This window comes from Pseudomonas sp. MS646 (assembly GCF_036693845.1).
GTDB classification, from domain to species: Bacteria; Pseudomonadota; Gammaproteobacteria; order Pseudomonadales; family Pseudomonadaceae; genus Aquipseudomonas; species Aquipseudomonas chlororaphis_E.
Window position 1 is genome coordinate 1,890,680 of sequence record NZ_CP144763.1, and the last position, 18,876, is coordinate 1,909,555.

General features: G+C 62.5%; 18 protein-coding genes and 1 pseudogene. 11 read left to right on the forward strand and 8 right to left on the reverse strand.

The window, feature by feature from the left end; translation table 11 throughout:
• Nucleotides 1-15: 15 nt before the first annotated feature.
• Both V3H56_RS08410 and V3H56_RS08415 read right to left on the reverse strand, forming a co-directional pair.
• On the reverse strand, nt 16-435 hold the full coding sequence (locus V3H56_RS08410) for an organic hydroperoxide resistance protein (RefSeq protein ID WP_338474445.1): 420 nt from the start codon (nt 433-435) through the stop codon (nt 16-18).
• Nucleotides 436-782: 347 nt separating this feature from the next.
• Nucleotides 783-1,244 carry a MarR family transcriptional regulator gene (locus V3H56_RS08415; protein ID WP_042728314.1) on the reverse strand — a complete coding sequence of 154 codons (462 nt, stop codon included), beginning with the start codon at nt 1,242-1,244 and terminating at the stop codon, nt 783-785.
• Nucleotides 1,245-1,389: 145 nt separating this feature from the next.
• On the opposite strand from V3H56_RS08415, the gene V3H56_RS08420 reads away from it, so the two are divergent.
• Complete coding sequence (locus V3H56_RS08420) at nt 1,390-2,139, forward strand: sulfite exporter TauE/SafE family protein (RefSeq protein ID WP_042728313.1); 750 nt, start codon at nt 1,390-1,392, stop codon at nt 2,137-2,139.
• Here the strand turns inward: V3H56_RS08420 and V3H56_RS08425 are convergent.
• Entirely contained in the window at nt 2,129-2,983 is an 855-nt protein-coding gene (locus V3H56_RS08425; RefSeq protein ID WP_172679721.1) for a LysR substrate-binding domain-containing protein, read from the reverse strand. The genes V3H56_RS08420 and V3H56_RS08425 overlap by 11 nt on opposite strands.
• A gap of 97 nt (nt 2,984-3,080) precedes the next feature.
• On the opposite strand from V3H56_RS08425, the gene V3H56_RS08430 reads away from it, so the two are divergent.
• Together V3H56_RS08430 and V3H56_RS08435 are read left to right on the forward strand one after the other, a co-directional pair.
• Nucleotides 3,081-3,299, forward strand: a complete 219-nt coding sequence (locus tag V3H56_RS08430) for a DUF1127 domain-containing protein (RefSeq protein ID WP_042728311.1) — start codon at nt 3,081-3,083, stop codon at nt 3,297-3,299.
• Nucleotides 3,300-3,363: 64 nt separating this feature from the next.
• Complete coding sequence (locus tag V3H56_RS08435; protein ID WP_338474446.1) at nt 3,364-4,593, forward strand: winged helix-turn-helix domain-containing protein; 1,230 nt, start codon at nt 3,364-3,366, stop codon at nt 4,591-4,593.
• 134 nt (nt 4,594-4,727) lie between these two features.
• Here V3H56_RS08435 and V3H56_RS08440 read toward each other — a convergent pair whose 3' ends face one another.
• Nucleotides 4,728-6,074 (reverse strand): 3-deoxy-7-phosphoheptulonate synthase class II, encoded by a 1,347-nt coding sequence (locus tag V3H56_RS08440; RefSeq protein ID WP_042728309.1) that lies wholly within the window; start codon nt 6,072-6,074, stop codon nt 4,728-4,730.
• 128 nt (nt 6,075-6,202) lie between these two features.
• Here V3H56_RS08440 and V3H56_RS08445 point away from each other — a divergent pair, with 128 nt between their 5' ends.
• Nucleotides 6,203-6,958 carry a spermidine synthase gene (locus V3H56_RS08445; protein ID WP_338474447.1) on the forward strand — a complete coding sequence of 252 codons (756 nt, stop codon included), beginning with the start codon at nt 6,203-6,205 and terminating at the stop codon, nt 6,956-6,958.
• A 293-nt stretch (nt 6,959-7,251) separates the two neighbouring features.
• A pseudogene (locus tag V3H56_RS08450) lies at nt 7,252-8,959 on the forward strand (DEAD/DEAH box helicase).
• A gap of 179 nt (nt 8,960-9,138) precedes the next feature.
• On the opposite strand, the gene V3H56_RS08455 reads toward V3H56_RS08450, so the two are convergent.
• Nucleotides 9,139-9,906: a class III extradiol ring-cleavage dioxygenase gene (locus V3H56_RS08455; protein WP_042728306.1), complete on the reverse strand. Its 768-nt coding sequence runs from the start codon at nt 9,904-9,906 to the stop codon at nt 9,139-9,141.
• Nucleotides 9,907-10,009: 103 nt separating this feature from the next.
• Here V3H56_RS08455 and V3H56_RS08460 point away from each other — a divergent pair, with 103 nt between their 5' ends.
• Entirely contained in the window at nt 10,010-10,663 is a 654-nt protein-coding gene (locus tag V3H56_RS08460) for a thiopurine S-methyltransferase (RefSeq protein WP_338474448.1), read from the forward strand.
• A 98-nt stretch (nt 10,664-10,761) separates the two neighbouring features.
• Here V3H56_RS08460 and htpX read toward each other — a convergent pair whose 3' ends face one another.
• Both htpX and V3H56_RS08470 read right to left on the reverse strand, forming a co-directional pair.
• On the reverse strand, nt 10,762-11,649 hold the full coding sequence (htpX, locus tag V3H56_RS08465; RefSeq protein WP_042730445.1) for a protease HtpX: 888 nt from the start codon (nt 11,647-11,649) through the stop codon (nt 10,762-10,764).
• A gap of 301 nt (nt 11,650-11,950) precedes the next feature.
• The gene (locus tag V3H56_RS08470; protein ID WP_047737504.1) at nt 11,951-13,162 is read right to left on the reverse strand and encodes a pyridoxal phosphate-dependent aminotransferase; all 1,212 of its coding nucleotides are present in this window, start codon (nt 13,160-13,162) and stop codon (nt 11,951-11,953) included.
• 220 nt (nt 13,163-13,382) lie between these two features.
• On the opposite strand from V3H56_RS08470, the gene msrB reads away from it, so the two are divergent.
• The 3 genes from msrB (at nt 13,383) to V3H56_RS08485 (ending at nt 14,963) form a co-directional block, all read left to right on the forward strand.
• Complete coding sequence (gene msrB, locus V3H56_RS08475) at nt 13,383-13,778, forward strand: peptide-methionine (R)-S-oxide reductase MsrB (protein WP_047737501.1); 396 nt, start codon at nt 13,383-13,385, stop codon at nt 13,776-13,778.
• 241 nt (nt 13,779-14,019) lie between these two features.
• A complete protein-coding gene (locus V3H56_RS08480) occupies nt 14,020-14,505 on the forward strand; it encodes a glutathione peroxidase (protein WP_338474449.1) in 486 nt (161 codons plus the stop codon).
• A complete protein-coding gene (locus tag V3H56_RS08485) occupies nt 14,502-14,963 on the forward strand; it encodes a MarR family transcriptional regulator (protein ID WP_042730441.1) in 462 nt (153 codons plus the stop codon). The genes V3H56_RS08480 and V3H56_RS08485 overlap by 4 nt, the downstream gene beginning before the upstream one ends.
• On the opposite strand, the gene V3H56_RS08490 is transcribed toward V3H56_RS08485, so the two are convergent.
• Nucleotides 14,947-17,268, reverse strand: a complete 2,322-nt coding sequence (locus V3H56_RS08490; RefSeq protein ID WP_338474450.1) for a response regulator — start codon at nt 17,266-17,268, stop codon at nt 14,947-14,949. The genes V3H56_RS08485 and V3H56_RS08490 overlap by 17 nt on opposite strands.
• Nucleotides 17,269-17,431: 163 nt before the next feature.
• Between V3H56_RS08490 and V3H56_RS08495 the strand changes: the two genes are divergently transcribed.
• Both V3H56_RS08495 and V3H56_RS08500 read left to right on the forward strand, forming a co-directional pair.
• On the forward strand, nt 17,432-18,322 hold the full coding sequence (locus tag V3H56_RS08495) for an ATP-binding protein (RefSeq protein WP_042730439.1): 891 nt from the start codon (nt 17,432-17,434) through the stop codon (nt 18,320-18,322).
• Entirely contained in the window at nt 18,319-18,801 is a 483-nt protein-coding gene (locus tag V3H56_RS08500; RefSeq protein WP_338474451.1) for a GAF domain-containing protein, read from the forward strand. The genes V3H56_RS08495 and V3H56_RS08500 overlap by 4 nt, the downstream gene beginning before the upstream one ends.
• The last annotated feature ends 75 nt before the right edge of the window (nt 18,802-18,876 follow it).

Sequence of the window (18,876 nt, forward strand, 5' to 3'; positions counted from 1 at the left end):
TTCGGGAATGGTGGGTTAAACCGTGACGTGCAGACGCACATCGACGTTGCCACGGGTGGCGTTGGAGTACGGGCAGACCTGGTGGGCCGCGTCGACGAGCGCCTGGGCATCGGCTTGATCAAGGCCCGGCAGGCTGATGTGCAGGTCGATGTCCAGGCCGAAACCGCCGGGGATCTGGCCGATGCCGACATGGGCGGTGATCGAGGCGTCGTCCGGGATCTTGCGCTTGCCCTGGCTGGCGACGAATTTCAGCGCGCCGATGAAGCAGGCCGAGTAGCCGGCGGCGAACAGTTGTTCAGGGTTGGTTGCCGCACCACCGGCACCGCCGAGTTCCTTGGGGGTGGCGAGTTTGACGTCGAGGATGTTGTCGCTGGAGATCGCGCGGCCATCACGGCCGCCGGTGGAGGTTGCGATGGCGGTATAGAGTATTTGCATGGTCAAAACCTCATTTCTGGCTGATGTTTTGCGCTAAATGTTTGCGCGCTAAATAGATGTGGAGAGAATGTATAGCGCTAATGTTTTGTGCGCAAGATAAATTTTCGAGAAAGTTTTGGTGAAAGGCCTTTAATCAGGCTGAAACTATTGAGTTAGAGCTGTTTGAAGGGGGTGAGATTTTTTTGGTGAGGGAGGGTTTTGGTGGAAGGGCTGGCGCTTTGGCGAGCAGGGGGGGCGGCTGGACGTACGCCTATCCAAGATCCAGGGTGGGAGCGAGCCAGCTCGCGAAACGGTGTGTCAGCTATCGAAGTGCTGAATCGGCTCGCTCCACCGGGACGTTCTGATGGCTACAGGGTGTCTTGCAGATGGCTGCGCAATGCCTGGAGCTCGAGTTGCAGTTTTTTCAACTGCTCCATGGTCTGGCCGCTGGCGGCGAGGATGCATTGGGGGATGCCGAGGGCTTTTTCGCGCAGGGCACGGCCTTGCTCGGTGAGTTCGACGATCACCACGCGTTCATCTTCGCGGCTGCGGGTGCGGCTCAGCAGGCCTTCGGCTTCCAGGCGCTTGAGCAATGGGGTGAGGGAGCCGGGATCGGTGAGCAGGCGGGTGCTGATTTCACCGACAGTCAGGCCATCTTTTTCCCACAGCACCATCATTGCCAGGTATTGCGGATACGTCAGGCCCAGTGCCTGGAGCAACGGCTTGTAGACCTTGGTCATCATCAAGGAGGTGGAATGCAGGGCGAAGCAGACCTGGTTGTCGAGCAACAGGGCTTCGCAAGCTTCGGGGGTGTCGCGCTGGGTGGTCATGGCAGAACCTTCAAACAGAGATGAGCTGAATCTAGCGGGCGAATCTTTAATGCGCCAGATAATTCTGACGATCTGATCAGATGTTGCGTTCCCTCGCTGGCGGCGACTGCGTAGGATAAGCGCCTTGGTGAAAGGGGAGTCGTCTGTGATCGAGTTTGTGGTGTTTCTGTTGTTCGGTGCCGCGCTGGGCACCCTGGGGGGATTGTTTGGCATCGGTGGCGGGCTGATTGCAATTCCGGTGCTGGGCGTATGGTTCGGGCTTGACCAACAACTGGCCCAAGGCACGGCGCTGGTCATGGTGGTGCCCAATGTCATGCTCGCGCTGTGGCGTTATCACCAGCGCAATCGTATCGAACTGCGCCATGTCCTGCCGTTGGCGTCCATGGGCTTCTGTTTTGCCTGGCTCGGATCGATCTGGGCCGTCGGTATCGATGCCCAGAGCATGCGGATCGGTTTCGTGGCGTTCCTGGTGGCGCTGACGCTCTACAACCTTGCCCGCATGTTCACCGCGACGGCACCGCCTTCGGCGCAGATGCGTCATGGCTGGCCATGGCTCGGTGTATTGGGGGCGGCGTCCGGTGCCATGGGCGGGTTGTTCGGTGTGGGCGGGGCGGTCGTTGCAACGCCGATCCTGACCAGCCTGTTCGGCACCACCCAGGTCGTTGCCCAAGGGTTGTCCCTGGCGTTGGCCTTGCCCAGCACTGGCGTGACCCTCGCCACGTATGCCTTCCATCACGAGGTGGACTGGAGCATCGGCCTGCCGCTGGCCGTCGGTGGCCTGTTGAGCATCAGTTGGGGCGTGAAGGTGGCCCATGCCTTGCCGGAGCGGCTGCTGCGCGGGCTGTTCTGCGGTTTCCTGGTGCTGTGCGCGGTGCTGCTCGCCCTTAAAGTTTGAAGCCCTCGACAATGTGCTCGGCCAGGCACTCGGTGATCGGCGACGGATTGTGCAGGTTGCGGATCAGCATGATGCTGGCCTCGGGCAATTCCGGCAGGTCTTCGGCCTCGCCCAGCACGCGCATGTCCGGGGTCAGCAGGCTTTCCAGCTGGGCGGTGATGGCCAGGCCCGCGCCCACCACTGCCATGAGCGCCGACAGGCTCGAACTGTTGTACGCCACGCGATACTCGCGGCCCATGGCATCCAGCGCGTTGCAGGCCCACTGCCGGCAGAAGCAATCGCTGTTGAACATCGCCAGTGGCAACGGCGTCTGTTCGTGAACGTTGAAGCACGCGGCTTCGGCCCAGACAAAACGTTCCTTGCGCAGCAGCTGGCCGATTTCGTCCCCCGGTTTGCGGGTGACGATGGACAGGTCCAGGTCCTGGCGAAGCAACAATTGCTTGGACGACTCGCAGTGCACCTCGATCTCTATCAGGGGATAGAACTGGGCAAAGCGCTGCAGGATCCCCGGCAGGAACCGCATCACGTAGTCGTCCGGCGTGCCGATGCGCACCGTGCCGACCATGTGCGGTTCGCGCAGGGTATTGAACACCTCGCTGTGCAGCTTGAGGATCCGCCGGGCGTAGCCGAGCAGCACCTGGCCTTCGGCGGTGAGCTTGACCTGGCGCCCGTCACGCTCGAACAGCCGCCGCTGCAGCACATCCTCTTCCAACCGCTTCATCTGCATGCTGACGGCCGATTGGGTGCGATTGACCAATTCGCCGGCGCGGGTGAAACCGCCCTGGTCGGCGATGGCGACGAAGGTGCGCAGCACTTCCGTATCGATGCTCGGGTAACTCGACAATTGATCAATCTCCGAGATGTATTGCATAAAAAACATTCGTTGGATTGATCTTAGCGTTGGCGCGAGACTTGAGCCATCCCCAACGGAGGACATCACGATGAAAGGTCAAAAAGGATATCTACTGGTAGACAAACTCTCCCACGGCTTCTCGCTCAGCGCGCTGATGCACAAGTTTAGCCGCTGGTACGAATTGCACCACGAACGTGAACTGCTGGCCGGCATGAGCGACGAGGCACTCAAGGACATTGGCGTCAGCCGTGCCGACGTGGAACGGGAAGTGGTCCGGCCATTCTGGGATGACCCGATGCACAAATGAGCTATCCTTCCCTACACAAACCCCTTATTGGTGAGGTAGGTTGCGAGCAGACAAGGAGATCTCCATGCCCGCGACGCTGTCCTTTACCCTCAAACAGGCCCGGCGTCTGGCGTTGGCCGCCCAAGGATTCGATGGGCGGTCGCCGCCAGCTTCGGTGCAACCCTCGCGCCTCAATCGCCTGATCGAACGCCTCGGCGTCCTGCAGATCGACTCGGTCAATGCGCTGGTGCGCTCGCACTACCTCCCGCTGTTCTCCCGTCTCGGTACCTACAACCCCGATTTACTCGACCAGGCGGCCTGGAGCCAGGGCCGACGCCGGACGCTGTTCGAATATTGGGGTCATGAAGCGTCGTTGTTGCCGATGGCGTTGTATCCGCTGATGCGTTGGCGCATGCAGCGTGCCGCCCGTGGCGAGGGGATCTACCAGCAGTTGGCGCGTTTCGGGCAGGAGCGCCAGGACGTGATTCGTCGGGTGCTGGCGTCGGTCCGGGCGCAGGGCGCCGTGGGCGCGGGCAGCTTGTCCACGCGCCAGGAAAAGGCCGGGCCCTGGTGGGACTGGAGCGAGGAGAAGCATGCCCTGGAATGGTTGTTCGCCGCAGGCGAAGTGACGGTGGCGGGGCGGCGAGGCTTCGAGCGGCTCTACGATTTGCCGGAACGGGTGTTGCCCGCCGAAATTCTGCAACAGGCGCCGCCGGACGAGGCCCAGGCTCAACGGGCGTTGCTGATGCACGCCGCTGACGCCCTGGGGGTTGGTACGAAAAAGGACCTGCGCGACTACTTTCGCCTTGAACCGGCGGACTGCCGTGGGCGTCTGGCCGAGCTGGAGGAGGCCGGCGAATTGGTGCGCTGCCAGGTGCAGGGCTGGAAGCAAGTGGCCTGGTGTCGACCCTTGGCGAAAATCCCTCGCAAAGTGGCGGCCAGCGCCTTGTTGTCACCTTTCGATTCCCTGGTGTGGGAGCGCAGCCGTACCGAGCGGCTGTTCGATTTTCGTTACCGGCTGGAGATCTACACCCCGGTGCACAAGCGGGTGTATGGCTACTACGTCTTGCCGTTCCTGCACAACGAACGCATCGCAGCGCGGGTCGACCTGCGGGCAGAGCGGGCCTTGGGCCGACTGGCGGTGCATGCGGTGCACGAGGAGGCACCGGGGTTGGACGAGGAGGGTGTGCAGGCCCTGGCGCTGAACCTGCGGCGCATGGCCCGGTGGCTGGGGTTGGAGCGGGTCCAGCTCAACTGCCAGCGGGTGAGTGGGGTTCGGTTGGCCCAGGCATTGGCTCAGTCAAGTGGTGACTGAACTGGCCATTTCGCGAACAAGCCCGCTCCCACACAGGATCTGTTGAGTTCACCAAATCAGTGACCGACTCGGTCCAATGTGGGAGCGGGCTTGCTCGCGAAAGCCATAGGCCAGGCATTACAAACCTGTCAGGTTCAGCGCCTGACCTGCTTCAACGTCTCGGCAATCAGGAACGCCAGCTCCAACGACTGATCGGCATTCATCCGTGGGTCGCAATGGGTGTGGTAGCGGTCCGACAGCCCATCTTCGGTGATCGGTCGTGCGCCGCCGATGCATTCGGTGACGTTCTGCCCGGTCATTTCGATGTGGATGCCGCCGGCATAGGTGCCTTCCGCCTCGTGGGCCTGGAAGAACTGTTTCACTTCGCCAAGAATCTGCGCGAAGTCCCGGGTCTTGTAGCCACTGCTGGCCTTGATGGTGTTGCCGTGCATGGGGTCGGAGCTCCACAGCACTTGCCTGCCTTCGCGCTGCACGGCACGCAACAGCGGCGGCAGGTGATCGCCGACCTTGTTGGCGCCCATCCGGGCGATCAGGTTCAGGCGGCCCGGGTCGTTGTCCGGGTTGAGCGCATCAATCAGGCGGATCAGGTCGTCAGGGTCCATGCTCGGCCCCACCTTGACCCCGATCGGGTTGTTCACCCCGCGCAGGAACTCGACGTGGGCGCCGTCCAACTGGCGGGTCCGGTCGCCGATCCAGAGCATGTGCGCCGAGCAGTCGTAGTAGTCGTTGGTCAGGCTGTCGCGGCGCACGAAGGCTTCTTCGTAATTGAGCAGCAGCGCCTCGTGAGCGGTAAAGAAGCTGGTTTCGCGCAGTTGTGGCGAGCTGTCCATGCCGCAGGCGCGCATGAAGGCCAGGGTCTCGTCGATGCGGTCGGCCAGATGACTGTATTTTTCCGCCAGGGCCGAGTTGGCGATGAAGTCCAGGTTCCATTGGTGCACCTGGTGCAGGTCGGCGAAACCGCCCTGGGCGAAGGCGCGGAGCAGGTTCAGGGTGGCCGTGGACTGGTGGTAGGACTGCAGCAGTCGCTCCGGGTCCGGTACGCGGCTTTTTTCGTCGAAGCCGATGCCGTTGACGATATCGCCCCGGTACGCTGGCAGCGTGACACCGTCGATGGTTTCATCGTTGGCCGAACGCGGCTTGGCGAACTGTCCGGCCATGCGCCCGACCTTGACCACCGGGCAGCCGGCGGCAAAGGTCATGACGATCGCCATTTGCAGCAGGACCTTGAAGGTGTCGCGGATCTTCGCCGCCGAGAACTCGGCAAAGCTCTCGGCGCAATCGCCACCTTGCAGCAAAAACGCCCGGCCCTGGGTCACCTCGGCGAACTGACGGCGCAACTCCCGCGCTTCACCGGCAAACACCAGCGGTGGATAACTGGCCAGGGTCTGCTCCACCCGCGACAGGTGCGCGGCGTCGGGGTAACGGGGTTGCTGCTGGATCGGCAGGGCGCGCCAGCTGTCAGGGCTCCAGGGTTGGCTCATCATGATCTCTAAGGTGGTTTACGCTCGGACAGCCATGTTAGCAGCAAATTAGTGCGTGACCTGTTTGCGTGGCTTCGCGGACAATCACAGTTTTTGCGCCGCCGGTGCGGCAACCATCAGGAGATGAAATGACAGAGGAACGCGTCGAGCATCTGCTCGCCGAGGTGCACGACGAGTTCGGCATGATCCGGGTCTTCGAAGTGGCCGATTACCGGTTTCTGGAGTTCGGCGATGCCATCGAGCAAAGCTGCGTGTTCACGGCCGACCCCAGTTGGCTCGAATACGATTACACCCGCGCCATGCTGATCGGGGCGTTGTGCCATGAGCAACCGGACAGTGCCTTGTTCCTCGGGCTGGGGGCCGGGACGCTGACCCAGGCCTGCCTCAAGTTCCTGCCGCTGGAGGACGTCGAGGCCATCGAACTGCGTCCCGACGTGCCCCGCCTGGCGATTGAATACCTGGGCCTGGATGACGATCCGCGCCTGTACATCCGCATCGGCGACGCCCTGGAGCTATTGGAGACCGCCGAGCCGGCGGACCTGATTTTCGTCGACCTCTACACCGACGTCGGCCCTGGCGTCGGGCACCTGGCCTGGGGCTTCCTGGAAAACTGCCAGAAACGCCTCAACCTGGGCGGCTGGCTGGTGATCAACCAATGGGCCACCGACGATGGCAAGCCCTTGGGCGCGGCGCTGTTGCGCGGCTTGTACCACCGGCATTACTGGGAACTGCCAGTGAAGGAGGGCAACGTGATCCTGATCGTCCCGGCGGACCTGGACCAGGCACTGGACATGCAAGGCCTGGTGGCCCGCGCCGAAGCGCTCTCGCCACAGCTGGGTTATTCCTTGCTGCCGCTGATCAAGGCGATTCGGCCGGCGACTTGAAACGTGGCGGCTCCTGTGGCGAGGGGATAAATCTCCTTGCCACATTACTGAGGTGAAGCGTTTCAGCTGGATTAAAAAAAGCTCCCTTTTCGGGCGAATTCCGGTATAGTGCGCGCCGGCCTTTAGCCGGGCCGCGTCAAGGTAGCGCAATTTCGAAGGCAACTTCGGTTGCATGTCCGCACAACGGACACACCCACGACGTTCTTTTTCATTCATTCGTTTTCGCAAATCCCCGCCGACAAAGCTGCCAGGGCGACTCTTGAGTCTCAACACGGCATGCGCAGCTTTGGAGCATGGGTCTTTGCGGATGCACTTAGAGGCAGACCCATGACCCAGGAAATCGGCGGCTTCGCCGCTCTTGAACTTCATCCCAATATTGTCGCTGCAGTAGTCGCTACCGGCTATGAAGAGCCTTCGGCCATTCAGCAGCAGTCGATCCCGATCATCCTCGCCGGTCACGATATGATTGGCCAGGCGCAAACCGGCACGGGTAAGACCGCCGCGTTCGCCCTGCCGATCCTGCACCGCATTGATCCGTCCAAGCGCGAGCCGCAAGCTCTGATCCTGGCCCCAACTCGTGAGTTGGCGCTGCAAGTTGCAACCGCTTTCGAAACCTACGCCAAGCAAATGCCAGGCGTGACTGTTGTGGCTGTCTACGGCGGCGCGCCGATGGGCCCACAACTGAAAGCAATCCGTAATGGCGCACAAATCGTTGTCGCTACCCCTGGCCGTCTGTGCGACCACCTGCGTCGTGACGAGAAAGTCCTCGCCACCGTGAACCACCTGGTTCTCGACGAAGCGGACGAAATGCTCAAGCTGGGCTTCATGGACGACCTGGAAGTCATCTTCAAGGCCATGCCGGAAACCCGTCAGACCGTCCTGTTCTCGGCCACCTTGCCGCAGTCGATCCGTGCGATCGCCGAGCGTCACTTGAAAGACCCGAAACACGTCAAGATCCAGAGCAAGACCCAGACCGTCACCGCGATCGAGCAGGCTCACCTGCTGGTTCACGCTGACCAGAAGACCTCTGCCGTGCTGAGCCTGCTGGAAGTCGAGGATTTCGACGCCCTGATCATGTTCGTTCGTACCAAGCAAGCGACCCTGGACCTGGCCAGCGCTCTGGAAGCCAAAGGCTACAAGGCTGCCGCGCTGAACGGTGACATTGCCCAGAACCAGCGTGAGCGCGTCATCGACTCCCTCAAGGATGGCCGCCTGGACATCGTCGTGGCGACCGACGTGGCTGCCCGTGGCCTGGACGTTCCGCGCATCACCCACGTGTTCAACGTAGACATGCCGTACGATCCGGAATCCTACGTCCACCGTATCGGCCGTACCGGCCGTGCCGGTCGCGAAGGTCGTGCACTGCTGCTGGTCACCCCGCGTGAGCGCCGCATGCTGCAAGTGATCGAGCGTGTGACCGGCCAGAAAGTGGCCGAGGTTCGCCTGCCGGACGCCCAGGCCGTGCTCGATGCGCGCATCAAGAAACTGACCAACAGCCTGTCGCCGCTGGTGGCCGATGCCGAATCGACCCATGGTGATCTGCTCGACCGCCTGACTGCCGACATCGGTTGCACTCCGCGTGCCCTGGCTGCTGCCCTGCTGCGCAAGGCCACCAATGGTCAGGCGCTGAACCTGGCGGCCATCGAGAAGGAACGTCCACTGGTGCCGAACAGCGCACCGCGTGGCGACCGTCCTGAGCGCAGTGGCGATCGTCCGGACCGTGGTGACCGTGAGCGTCGCGCACCGATCCCGCTGGCCGAAGGCCGCGCTCGCTGCCGTACCGCTTTGGGTGCCCGTGACGGCATCGCGGCCAAGAACCTGCTGGGTGCCATCCTCAACGAAGGTGGCCTGGCGCGTGAGGCCATCGGTCGCATCCAGGTGCGTGACAGCTTCAGCCTGGTTGAACTGCCGGAAGATGGCCTGGAAAAACTGCTGACCAAGCTCAAGGACACCCGCGTGGCCGGCAAGCAACTCAAGCTGCGTCGCTACCGCGAAGATTGATCGGCCCCTGGGCTGATTGAGCGAAAAAAATCCCCGACTGGTTCGGGGATTTTTTTTGCCTGTTGCCGGGTGACGGCGCTCAAGGGCGTTGAGGCCTTCGCGAGCCGCTCGCCCCCACCGCCGACACATACCCCTGTGGGAGCGAGCTTACTCGCGAAGGGGGCGAGTCGGTCTACCGGTCAGTCAAACCGGTAGATGTCCATTCCCAGCGTCCCCATCTCGAACCCCTGGTGGGCAACGCTGAACACGCCTCCCGCCCCCCGGGCGAAATACAACGGCAGCAGGTGTTCATCGCTGGGGTGGCTGCGCACGGCATGGGGCGCCTGGCGGCGGTAGTCATGCAGCGCGGGCTCGTCGTCGGCTGCCAGTTTCTCGACCATCCAGTCGCGAAAGGCCTGGGCCCAGGGTTCGACGCTTTCAGGGCCAGCATTCCAGTCTAGGTCGCGCAGGTTATGGGTGATGCTGCCGGAGCCGATCAGCAGCACACCTTGCTGGCGCAGGCTTGCCAACGCCTGGCCGACCCGGGTCTGCAACGCGGGACCCTGGCGGCTGGGCAGAGACACCTGCACCACCGGGATGTCGGCCTCGGGGTACATCAAGGACAACGGCACCCAGACGCCATGGTCGGCGGGCCGCTGGGTATCGAGGCGTGCCGGTAGGTGCGCGGCGTTGAGCAGCTCTGCGACCTGGGCCGCCAATGCCGGGTCGCCTGCTGCCGGGTATTGCACTTGGTACAGCGCCGGAGGGAAGCCACCGAAGTCATGCCAGGTGCGAGGCTGCGGGTTCGCGTTGACCAACAGTTCGTCGCTCTCCCAATGGGCGGACACCAGGACGATGGCCTTGGGCCGGGGCAATTGTGCGGCGAGGCGAGCCAATGCCGGGCCGCTGGCGCCAGGCTCCAGCGCGAGCATCGGTGAGCCATGGGAGATAAACAGGCTGGGCAGCATGAGCGGGCTCCTGAGCGTTAAGATGCCGTCATCTTCCGTCAGGACTATGATCGGAATCTAATATAAGTTTTAGCCCGTTTTAATCGAATTTCTGGAGGGAAACATGGAGCCCGAGTTTTGGCACAAGCGTTGGTCATCGAACCAGATCGGCTTTCATTCGCCGCAGGTGAACCCTTACCTGCAACGTTTCTGGCCGCAACTGGGGGTGGCCCAGGGCAGTCGTGTGCTGGTGCCGCTGTGCGGCAAGACCCTGGATCTGATCTGGCTCGCCCAGCAAGGGTATTCGGTGCTGGGGGTGGAGTTGTCGGAAAAGGCCGCGACTGATTTTTTCCTTGAGCATCAGCTTGAGCCGAGCGTGAGCGAGGAGGGCGTATTCAAGGTCTTTCGTGCCGCCGGTATCGAGATTCGCTGCGGTGATTTCTTCGCCCTGGAGCCGGGTGATGTGGCTGACTGTTCGGCGTTGTACGACCGCGCGGCGCTGATCGCCTTGCCTGTGCCGATGCGGGAACAGTATGCGGCTCACCTGCAGAGCATTTTGCCCCGCGGCGTCGGCCTGTTGATTACCCTCGATTACAACCAGGATGAAATGCCTGGCCCACCGTTCTCCGTGGGAGATGACGAGGTGCAGCGGCTGCTGGGAGGTGCCTGGCAGTTAGAGGTCTTGCAGGTGCAGGATGTGCTGGGGGAGAGCTGGAAGTTTTTGCAGGCGGGTGTAACGAGGCTGGACGAGCGGGTGTATCGGATTTCCAGTCGTTGAAGCGCGGGTGAGCGCCCCAAAAGGACGCTCCGCATTCAGCCTTGGGACACATAGAGTCCCAGGCTGCGTTCCCACGCAGCGCGTGGGAACGATCATGCTCAGCCGCGACGGCGCAGGGCTTCGATCCGCTCTTCCAGAGGCGGGTGGCTCATGAACATGCGCGCCAGGCCCTGCTTGATGCCACCGTTGATGCCAAAGGCGTTCAGGGTGTCGGGCATGTGTACCGGCAAGCCTTGTTCGGCTCGCAGGCGTTGCAGGGCGCCGATCATGGCACCGGTGCCGGCCAGGCGTGCACCGGCGTCGTCGGCGCGGAACTCGCGCTTGCGCGAGAACCACATGACGATGGCGCTGGCGAGGATACCCAGGACCAGCTCGGCAAAGATGGTCGCGATGTAGTAGGCCATGCCCTGGCCTTCTTCGTTCTTGAAGATCACCTTGTCGACGAAATTACCGATGATCCGGGCAAAGAACATCACGAAGGTGTTCACCACGCCCTGGATCAACGCCAGGGTCACCATGTCGCCGTTGGCGACGTGGCCGATCTCGTGGGCCAGCACGGCCCTGACTTCGTCGGGTGTAAACCGCTCGAGCAAACCCTGGCTGACGGCGACCAGGGCGTCGTTCTTGTTCCAGCCAGTGGCGAAGGCGTTGGCCTCGTAGGCGGGGAAGATCCCGACCTCGGGCATCTTGATACCGGCTTCGCGGGACAGCTGCTCGACGGTTTGCAGCAGCCATTGTTCATGGCGAGTGCGCGGCTGAGTGATGATCTGGGTGCCAGTGCTCATCTTCGCCATCCACTTGGAGATGAACAGCGAGAACAGGGAACCGGCGAAACCGAACACCGCACAGAAGATCAGCAGCTGATTGAGGTTGAGGTCAACCCCATTGGCCGCCATGAACCCGTTGAAGCCGAAAAGGCTCAGGGTGATGCTGGCAATCAGCACGACCGCCAGGTTAGTGGCCAAGAACAGCAGGATGCGCATCATGGTGGTGGAATTCTCCTCATGCTTAAGATGTAGCGTCATGCGGGGTATATAAGGTGCTGCCGCAGGCGATTCAACTGAGCGACTATTTCAAACTGTGTCCTACAGGCGTCCTAAATGATTGAAAGACTTTTCTGAAAGTGACGAGGGAAAAAAAATGGGGCGCCAGCCCCCGTGAACGTTGAACGGGGGTGCGCGCCGGCCATCCAGCCTTGAGTGTAGAAGGCCAGTCGGCGTCATCGGAACGGATATGTTGCTGAATCAGACAGCGTGCGAGGCAAGGAGGCCTCGCACGCTGTCTGGCTTACTGGCGGTAGGACTTGAGGAAGTTGCCGATCCGGCCGATGGCCTGGTCGAGGTCATCGACCCGCGGCAGGGTCACGACACGGAAGTGATCCGGCCACGGCCAGTTGAAGGCCGTACCCTGGACCACCAGCAGCTTTTCCGACAGCAGCAGGTCGAGGACGAACTTTTCGTCGTTGTGGATCGGGCAGACTTTCGGGTCGATCCGTGGGAAGGCATACAGCGCGCCCATCGGCTTGACGCAACTGACGCCGGGAATGTCGTTGAGCAGCTCCCAGGTACGATTGCGCTGTTCCAGCAACCGGCCCGGGGGCAATACCAGGTCGTTGATGCTCTGGTAGCCGCCCAGTGCCGTCTGGATTGCGTGCTGGCTCGGCACGTTGGCGCACAGGCGCATGTTGGCCAGCATGTCGATACCTTCGATGTAGCTCTGGGCGTGATGCTTGGGACCGGAGATGGCGATCCAGCCGGAACGGAAGCCGGCGACCCGGTACGACTTGGACAGGCCGTTGAAGGTCAGGCACAGCAGGTCCGGTGCCAGGGACGCGGTGCACACGTGCACGGCATCGTCGTAGAGGATCTTGTCGTAGATTTCATCGGAGAACACCACCAGGTTGTGCTGGCGGGCCAGCTCCAGCATGCCCAGCAGCACTTCCCTGGAATACACGGCGCCGGTCGGGTTGTTCGGGTTGATGATCACCAGGGCCTTGGTGTTCGGTGTGATCTTGGCCTTGATGTCCGAAAGGTCAGGGAACCAGTTGGCCTGCTCGTCGCAGAGGTAATGCACCGGGTTGCCTCCGGAGAGGCTCACGGCGGCGGTCCACAGTGGGTAGTCCGGCGCTGGCACCAGCACTTCGTCGCCGTTGTTGAGCAGCGCCTGCATCGACATCACGATCAGCTCGGAGACGCCGTTGCCCAGGTAGATGTCTTCGATGCCGACACCTTCGACCTGCTTCTGCTGGTAGTACTGCATCACGGCCTTGCGGGCGCTGAACAGGCCCTTGGAATCGCTGTAGCCCTGGGCGGTCGGCAGGTTACGGATGACGTCCTGGAGGATTTCATCGGGCGCTTCGAAACCAAAGGGCGCCGGGTTGCCGATGTTCAGCTTGAGGATGCGATGGCCTTCCTCTTCCAGGCGCTTGGCGTGCTTGAGCACCGGGCCGCGAATGTCGTAGCAGACGTTGGCGAGCTTGTTCGATTTGCTGACCTGCATGGCGATGTGTTCCTGAAAATGAACGATCCAGGCGGTGAGTGAACTACCGTACTGGGGATCCTGCGCCTGTGCCCAGGCCTGACGCGGTATGGGCGTCACAATCCGTTTGAATGCGCATGGCGTGACTGCCAGACTGGCGTCTGACGAGGCGCAATCATACGTGCCGCCCGATCCGCGGAAAAGCGTCGGATCGGGCTTTTTCAATTGCCGAGGTAGGACGATGGAAAAGTTGGAGAAAACCCTTGAAGAATGGCGTGCCATGCTCGACCCGGAGCAGTACAACGTCTGCCGGCTGAAAGGCACCGAGCGGCCGTTCTCCGGTCGATACAACGCCACCAAGACCGACGGCGTGTACCACTGCATCTGCTGCAACGAACCGTTGTTCGATTCGCAGACCAAATTCGATTCCGGCTGTGGCTGGCCGAGCTTCTATGCGCCGATAGAGGGAAGCGCGGTGGTGGAAGTGCGGGATATCAGCCACGGCATGATCCGCACCGAGGTCGTCTGTGCCAGATGCGACGCACACCTGGGCCATGTCTTCCCCGACGGCCCGCCGCCCACGGGCCTGCGCTATTGCATCAACTCGGTGTGCCTGGATCTCGTCCCCCGCGAATAGACGTGTGGCGAGGGGATTTATCCCCGCTGGGGCGTGAAGCGCCCCCAAGGCCTGAGCATGCGGTTTGTCAGACGGACCGAGGGGGACTGCTTCGCAGTCCAGCGGGGATAAATCCCCTCGCCACATGTCCGTTGTCGGCAACAGCCCAAGATGTTCCAGTGCTGTTTGCTGGTAATTAAATTGCACACAATTGAATTGCTCGCTATCTTGCACGCCAGTCCCATTCCTTTGGAGCCTTGCCATGAGCGACAACCTGCTGAGCATCCCGTGCACCACCCTCCAGGGTGAGCAAAAGACCCTGGCCGACTTCGCCGGCAAGGCCGTGCTGGTCGTCAACACCGCCAGCCAGTGCGGATTCACCCCACAGTACAAAGGGCTCGAGGCCCTGTGGCAGACCTACAAGGACCAGGGCCTGGTGGTGCTGGGCTTTCCCTGCAACCAGTTCGGCAAGCAGGAACCGGGTAACGAGGCGGCGATCAGCGAGTTTTGCGAGCTGAACTTTGGTGTGAGTTTCCCGCTGTTCAAGAAAATCGAGGTCAACGGGACCAACGCCCATCCGTTGTTCGTCCAGCTCAAGCAACGGGCTCCCGGGGTGCTGGGGTCCAAGGGCATCAAGTGGAATTTCACCAAGTTCCTGATCGGCAAGGACGGCCAGGTGGTCAAGCGGTTCGCCCCGACCACCAAGCCCCAGGACCTGACTGGCGAGATCGAAGCACTGCTCAAATGAACCCGTTGCCAGCCGATGCGCTGAAGCTCGACAGCCAGTTGTGCTTCAAGCTGTACGCCGCCTCGCGGGCGGTGATCCGTGGTTACAAGCCGATGCTCGACCAGCTCGGCCTGACGTACCCGCAATACCTGGTGATGCTGGTGCTGTGGGAATGGCAGGAAACGGCGCCGGAACAACCCACCGTCAAGGCCCTGGGCGAGCGCTTGTCGCTGGACTCCGGCACGTTGACGCCGCTGCTCAAGCGCCTGGAGCAACTGGCGCTGGTCCAGCGCCAGCGTTCGCCTCGGGACGAGCGTGAGGTGCACCTGAGCCTGACGCAGTCGGGGCGGGCCTTGCGTGAGCAGGTCGGGCCGCTCAAGGCCCGCCTGTTATGCGACAGCGGGATTGACCTGGACCGCCTCGGGGAACTGCGCGACGGTCTCGATCATTTATTGGGGCAGATCAGAGCGCTGACGTAGTGGGCACCCACTGGTCCAGGATCGCCGCCAGTTCTTCGCGGCGGAACGGCTTGGACAGGTAGTCGTTCATGCCCGCCGCGCGGCAGCGCTCGCGCTCCTCGGGCATGGCATTGGCCGTCAGCGCGACAATCGGCAACTGCGACCAGCGACCACTGCGCCGGATCTGCCGGCTGGCCTCGTAGCCATCCATCACCGGCATGTTGCAGTCCATCAGCACCAGGTCGAACACATGCTGTTCGAGCTGGTCCAGGGCTTCGACACCGTGGGCGGCAATGGTGACTTCGCAGCCCAGTTTCCCCAGCATGCCCTTGGCCACCAACTGGTTGACCGGATTGTCCTCCACCAGCAACACCCGGCCACGCCTGGAGGGCGCCAGGGTATCGATCCGGGCATCGTTGATGGTGGTTTCCTCGCTTTGCAGGGCCCGGCGCAGAATCTGGTACAGCGCATGACGCGCCAACGGCCGGGCCTGTTGCAACAGCGGGGCGAGGGCCGCGGCCTGTTCGCTGGGCATGAAGCTGCCGTAGGCGGTTACCAGCAGGATCGGGGCGTCGAAGGTCGGCCGCAGGTTGAACAGGCACTCCGGGCAGTCGGTGATCAGCACGTCGGGTTCGAGCCCCAGCAGCCCGTCATCCACGGAGCGCCGTAGATAGTCCAGGCCCCAGCCGGGCAACAGCATGCCCAGCAACTCGGCCAGCCCGCTGTTGCTGTCGGTGATGGCAACGACCTTGCCGCGCAGTGGTTCGACCGACGGCGCCGGGGTGTGGCAGGGCAGGGGCAGGTCGGCGCAGAACTGGCTGCCGAAGCCGGCCTCGGAGCTGATCGTCAACCGGCCCTGCATGGCTTCGCAGAGGTTGTAGGTCAGTGCCAGGCCCAGCCCGGTGCCACCGAACTGGCGGGTGATTCCGGCGCCGGCCTGGGTGAACGGTTGCAGGATCCTGGCCTGTGCTTCTTGGGGAATCCCGATGCCGGTGTCGCAGACCTCGATCCGCACCCCCCCTTCGTGCTGACTCAAGCGCACATCGACCCGGCCGAAGCGGGTGAATTTCAACGCGTTGGACAGCAGGTTGCTGACGATCTGGCGTACCCGCGTCGGGTCGCCCAGGACCTGGGCTGGAAACTGCGGGTCGATCAGGCAGGCCAGCTCGACGCTGGGGGCGGCATTCTGCGACAGCAGGTTGGCGGTGTCTTCGACCAGCGAGCCAAGGTCGAACGGGATGCGCTCGAGTTCCAACTGACCGGCGTCGAATTTCGACAGGTCGAGGATGTCGTTGAGCAGTTCCACCAGGACCTTGCCCGAGTCGTGGGCAATCGACAGCTGCTGCTGTTGTTCGGCCGTCAGCGGGCCGTCGAGGGACAGGGCGATCATCCCCAGCAGGCCGTTGAGCGGCGTGCGAATCTCGTGGCTCATGTTGGCGAGGAAGGCAGAGCGGGCCTCGGCCATGTCCAGCGCGGTACGCCGGGCCACTTCCAGCTCTTCGTTGGACTGGCTGAGGCGGGCGTTGATGGCCTTGAGTTCGGCAGTGCGCGCCGAGACGATGTTTTCCAGTTGCGCCAGGTATTCGGTGAGGCGGTTTTCGGCGGTGCGCCGCTGCTGGATTTCGGTGGAGATGTTCTCGAACTGTTGGTTGGCCACTGACACCAGCACGCCGATTTCGTCGTATTGGTGGCCGGCGGGGCATTCCAGGCGGCTCTGTTCGCTGCTGCCCGGGTCGCGACTGCTCAGCTCGCGGATGACCCGTACCAGGGGCTTGGTCAGCATCACGTAGAACAGCGCCAGCAGCAGGCCGGTCAGGATCAGGCTGCGGGCGAACCCGTTGAGCAGGGTGACTTCGGCCCGGCGCAGGAAGCGGCTGCCGAATGAGTAGGTGTCGACATCCAGGCGCAGCACGCCGAGGGACTCGCCAGGCAGATGGTCCAGGTAGAGACGGTCCTCGAACTGGCGCTGGGCGCCAAACAGGAAGTCGCTGATGAATCGATAACTGCTTTGCAGTTCGGGTCGCTTGACGCTGGCCAGCACCGTCTTGTTGTTGTCCACCAGTTCGGCGCCGATGATGGCCGGTGAACGCAACAGGCCCTGGGACAGCTCCTGGGCCAGTTCCGCGTCGATGTTGTAGGCGATGCGCGAGGCCGGGTTGTGGCTGATTTCCAAAAGCGACAGGATTTCACGGTTGATCGAGGCGTCTTCGCTGGCATAATCGATGCCGATCTGCATCAGGCTCAACAAGGTGCCCAGCACGAAGCCCACCAGGACGGTCAGGCGGGCCTGTTTGTAGGACAGCCGCTGGGTGAATCTGATGTCCATTGAGTGATGAACCACTTACGTTTCCCTTCGCCGCTCAAGCATAGCTGATCATCGCTGAATTCCGGCGTGGCCGGTTTATGTTATTTGGGGTAGACCCGCCATTGGGTAAGGCGTTTCGTCGCTGCAGCGCCATCATTACCGTGAACCAGTCCGAGGAAAAGACGTGGACTCTCGATTGAATGCTTTTCTTGAACGCGCCGATGCGGTGCTGGCCCGGATCGAGCCCTTGTTGCCTGCGCCGCGCCCTGCCATCGATTGGACCCAGACCCTGGCCGCCCGCTGGCAACGGGATGGGCGCAGCGGTTTCCTGCTGCCGCTTCAGGTCAGCCTCGACATGCGCCTGTCGGACTTGATCGGCGTGGATCGCCAGGTCGAGCAACTGGGGCGCAACACCCGCCAGTTCATCGACGGCATGCCCGCCAACCACGCGCTGCTCTGGGGCTCGCGGGGCACCGGCAAATCGTCCCTGGTGCGTGCGCTGTTGGCCGAACATGCCCAGCATGGCTTGCGGTTGATCGAGATCGAGCGTGACCACCTGGCCGACCTGCCTCGGGTGGTCGAGCAGGTGGCGAAACTGCCACAGCGTTTCGTGCTGTTCTGCGATGACCTGTCGTTCGAGTCCGGCGAAGGCGATTACCGCGTGCTCAAAAGCGTCCTGGACGGCTCCCTCGAACAGGCACCGGATAACGTGCTGTTGTACGCCACCTCCAACCGCCGTCACCTGGTGCCGGAAAAGGAGAGCGACAACGAGAACTGGAAGCGAGTCGATGGCGAGCTGCACCCCAGCGAAGCCGTCGAGGACAAGATCGCGTTGTCCGACCGCTTCGGCCTGTGGCTGTCGTTTTATCCATTTACCCAGGAGCATTTCCTCGACGTGGTGGAGCACTGGATCGGTGAGCTGGCGGCCAAGGCCGGGTTGACCTGGCAGCGCGACGAGGCGCTGGACGTGCAGGCGGTGCGCTGGGCCACCGGCCGCGGCAACCGCAACGGACGTTGCGCCTACCAGTTCGCCCGTTATTGGGTAGGGCTCAAACTCTTGGAGCACAAGGCATGATCGATTTGAAGAGCACCGGCCAGGGCCTCGACGGCTATGGTCTGTTATCGGCACAGCTGCAATCCCTGTTGGCCGATGAGCGTGATTTCATCGCCAACGCGGCACAGTTCTCGGCGTTCCTGTTCAGCCAGCTGGAGGACCTGAACTGGGCCGGTTTCTACCTCAATCGCAACGACGAGCTGGTCCTGGGGCCGTTCCAGGGCCAGATCGCCTGCGTGCGGATTCCCTTCGGCCGGGGCGTGTGCGGCGCGGCGGCGGCGACCCGACAGACCCAGCGGGTTGAAGATGTCCACCAGTTTCCCGGGCACATCGCCTGCGACAGCGCGTCGAACAGCGAGCTGGTGGTGCCTCTGGTCAAGGACGGGCGCCTGATTGGCGTGCTCGACCTGGACAGCCCGAAACTGGGGCGTTTCACCGAGCACGATCAGGCCGGCATCGAAGCGTTGGCGGCGATTTTCCTGCGCCTGACCGAGTGCTGAACGAGGCCAACCGGCTGGAGCAAGACTGGCCCGCCATCGCGCGGGCCCTGTCGGGTGCATGACCTTGCGGTGGGC

What these genes read in the sequence shown, in the direction of transcription:
- V3H56_RS08480 (WP_338474449.1), top strand. Translation starts at nt 14,020, where the DNA reads ATGAGCGACAACCTGCTGAGCATCCCGTGCACCACCCTCCAGGGTGAG.
- V3H56_RS08415 (WP_042728314.1), bottom strand. Translation starts at nt 1,244, where the DNA reads ATGACCACCCAGCGCGACACCCCCGAAGCTTGCGAAGCCCTGTTGCTC.
- V3H56_RS08430 (WP_042728311.1), top strand. Translation starts at nt 3,081, where the DNA reads ATGAAAGGTCAAAAAGGATATCTACTGGTAGACAAACTCTCCCACGGC.
- V3H56_RS08485 (WP_042730441.1), top strand. Translation starts at nt 14,502, where the DNA reads ATGAACCCGTTGCCAGCCGATGCGCTGAAGCTCGACAGCCAGTTGTGC.
- V3H56_RS08470 (WP_047737504.1), bottom strand. Translation starts at nt 13,162, where the DNA reads ATGCAGGTCAGCAAATCGAACAAGCTCGCCAACGTCTGCTACGACATT.
- htpX (WP_042730445.1), bottom strand. Translation starts at nt 11,649, where the DNA reads ATGATGCGCATCCTGCTGTTCTTGGCCACTAACCTGGCGGTCGTGCTG.
- V3H56_RS08445 (WP_338474447.1), top strand. Translation starts at nt 6,203, where the DNA reads ATGACAGAGGAACGCGTCGAGCATCTGCTCGCCGAGGTGCACGACGAG.
- V3H56_RS08440 (WP_042728309.1), bottom strand. Translation starts at nt 6,074, where the DNA reads ATGAGCCAACCCTGGAGCCCTGACAGCTGGCGCGCCCTGCCGATCCAG.
- V3H56_RS08455 (WP_042728306.1), bottom strand. Translation starts at nt 9,906, where the DNA reads ATGCTGCCCAGCCTGTTTATCTCCCATGGCTCACCGATGCTCGCGCTG.
- msrB (WP_047737501.1), top strand. Translation starts at nt 13,383, where the DNA reads ATGGAAAAGTTGGAGAAAACCCTTGAAGAATGGCGTGCCATGCTCGAC.
- V3H56_RS08490 (WP_338474450.1), bottom strand. Translation starts at nt 17,268, where the DNA reads ATGGACATCAGATTCACCCAGCGGCTGTCCTACAAACAGGCCCGCCTG.
- V3H56_RS08500 (WP_338474451.1), top strand. Translation starts at nt 18,319, where the DNA reads ATGATCGATTTGAAGAGCACCGGCCAGGGCCTCGACGGCTATGGTCTG.
- V3H56_RS08435 (WP_338474446.1), top strand. Translation starts at nt 3,364, where the DNA reads ATGCCCGCGACGCTGTCCTTTACCCTCAAACAGGCCCGGCGTCTGGCG.
- V3H56_RS08460 (WP_338474448.1), top strand. Translation starts at nt 10,010, where the DNA reads ATGGAGCCCGAGTTTTGGCACAAGCGTTGGTCATCGAACCAGATCGGC.
- V3H56_RS08410 (WP_338474445.1), bottom strand. Translation starts at nt 435, where the DNA reads ATGCAAATACTCTATACCGCCATCGCAACCTCCACCGGCGGCCGTGAT.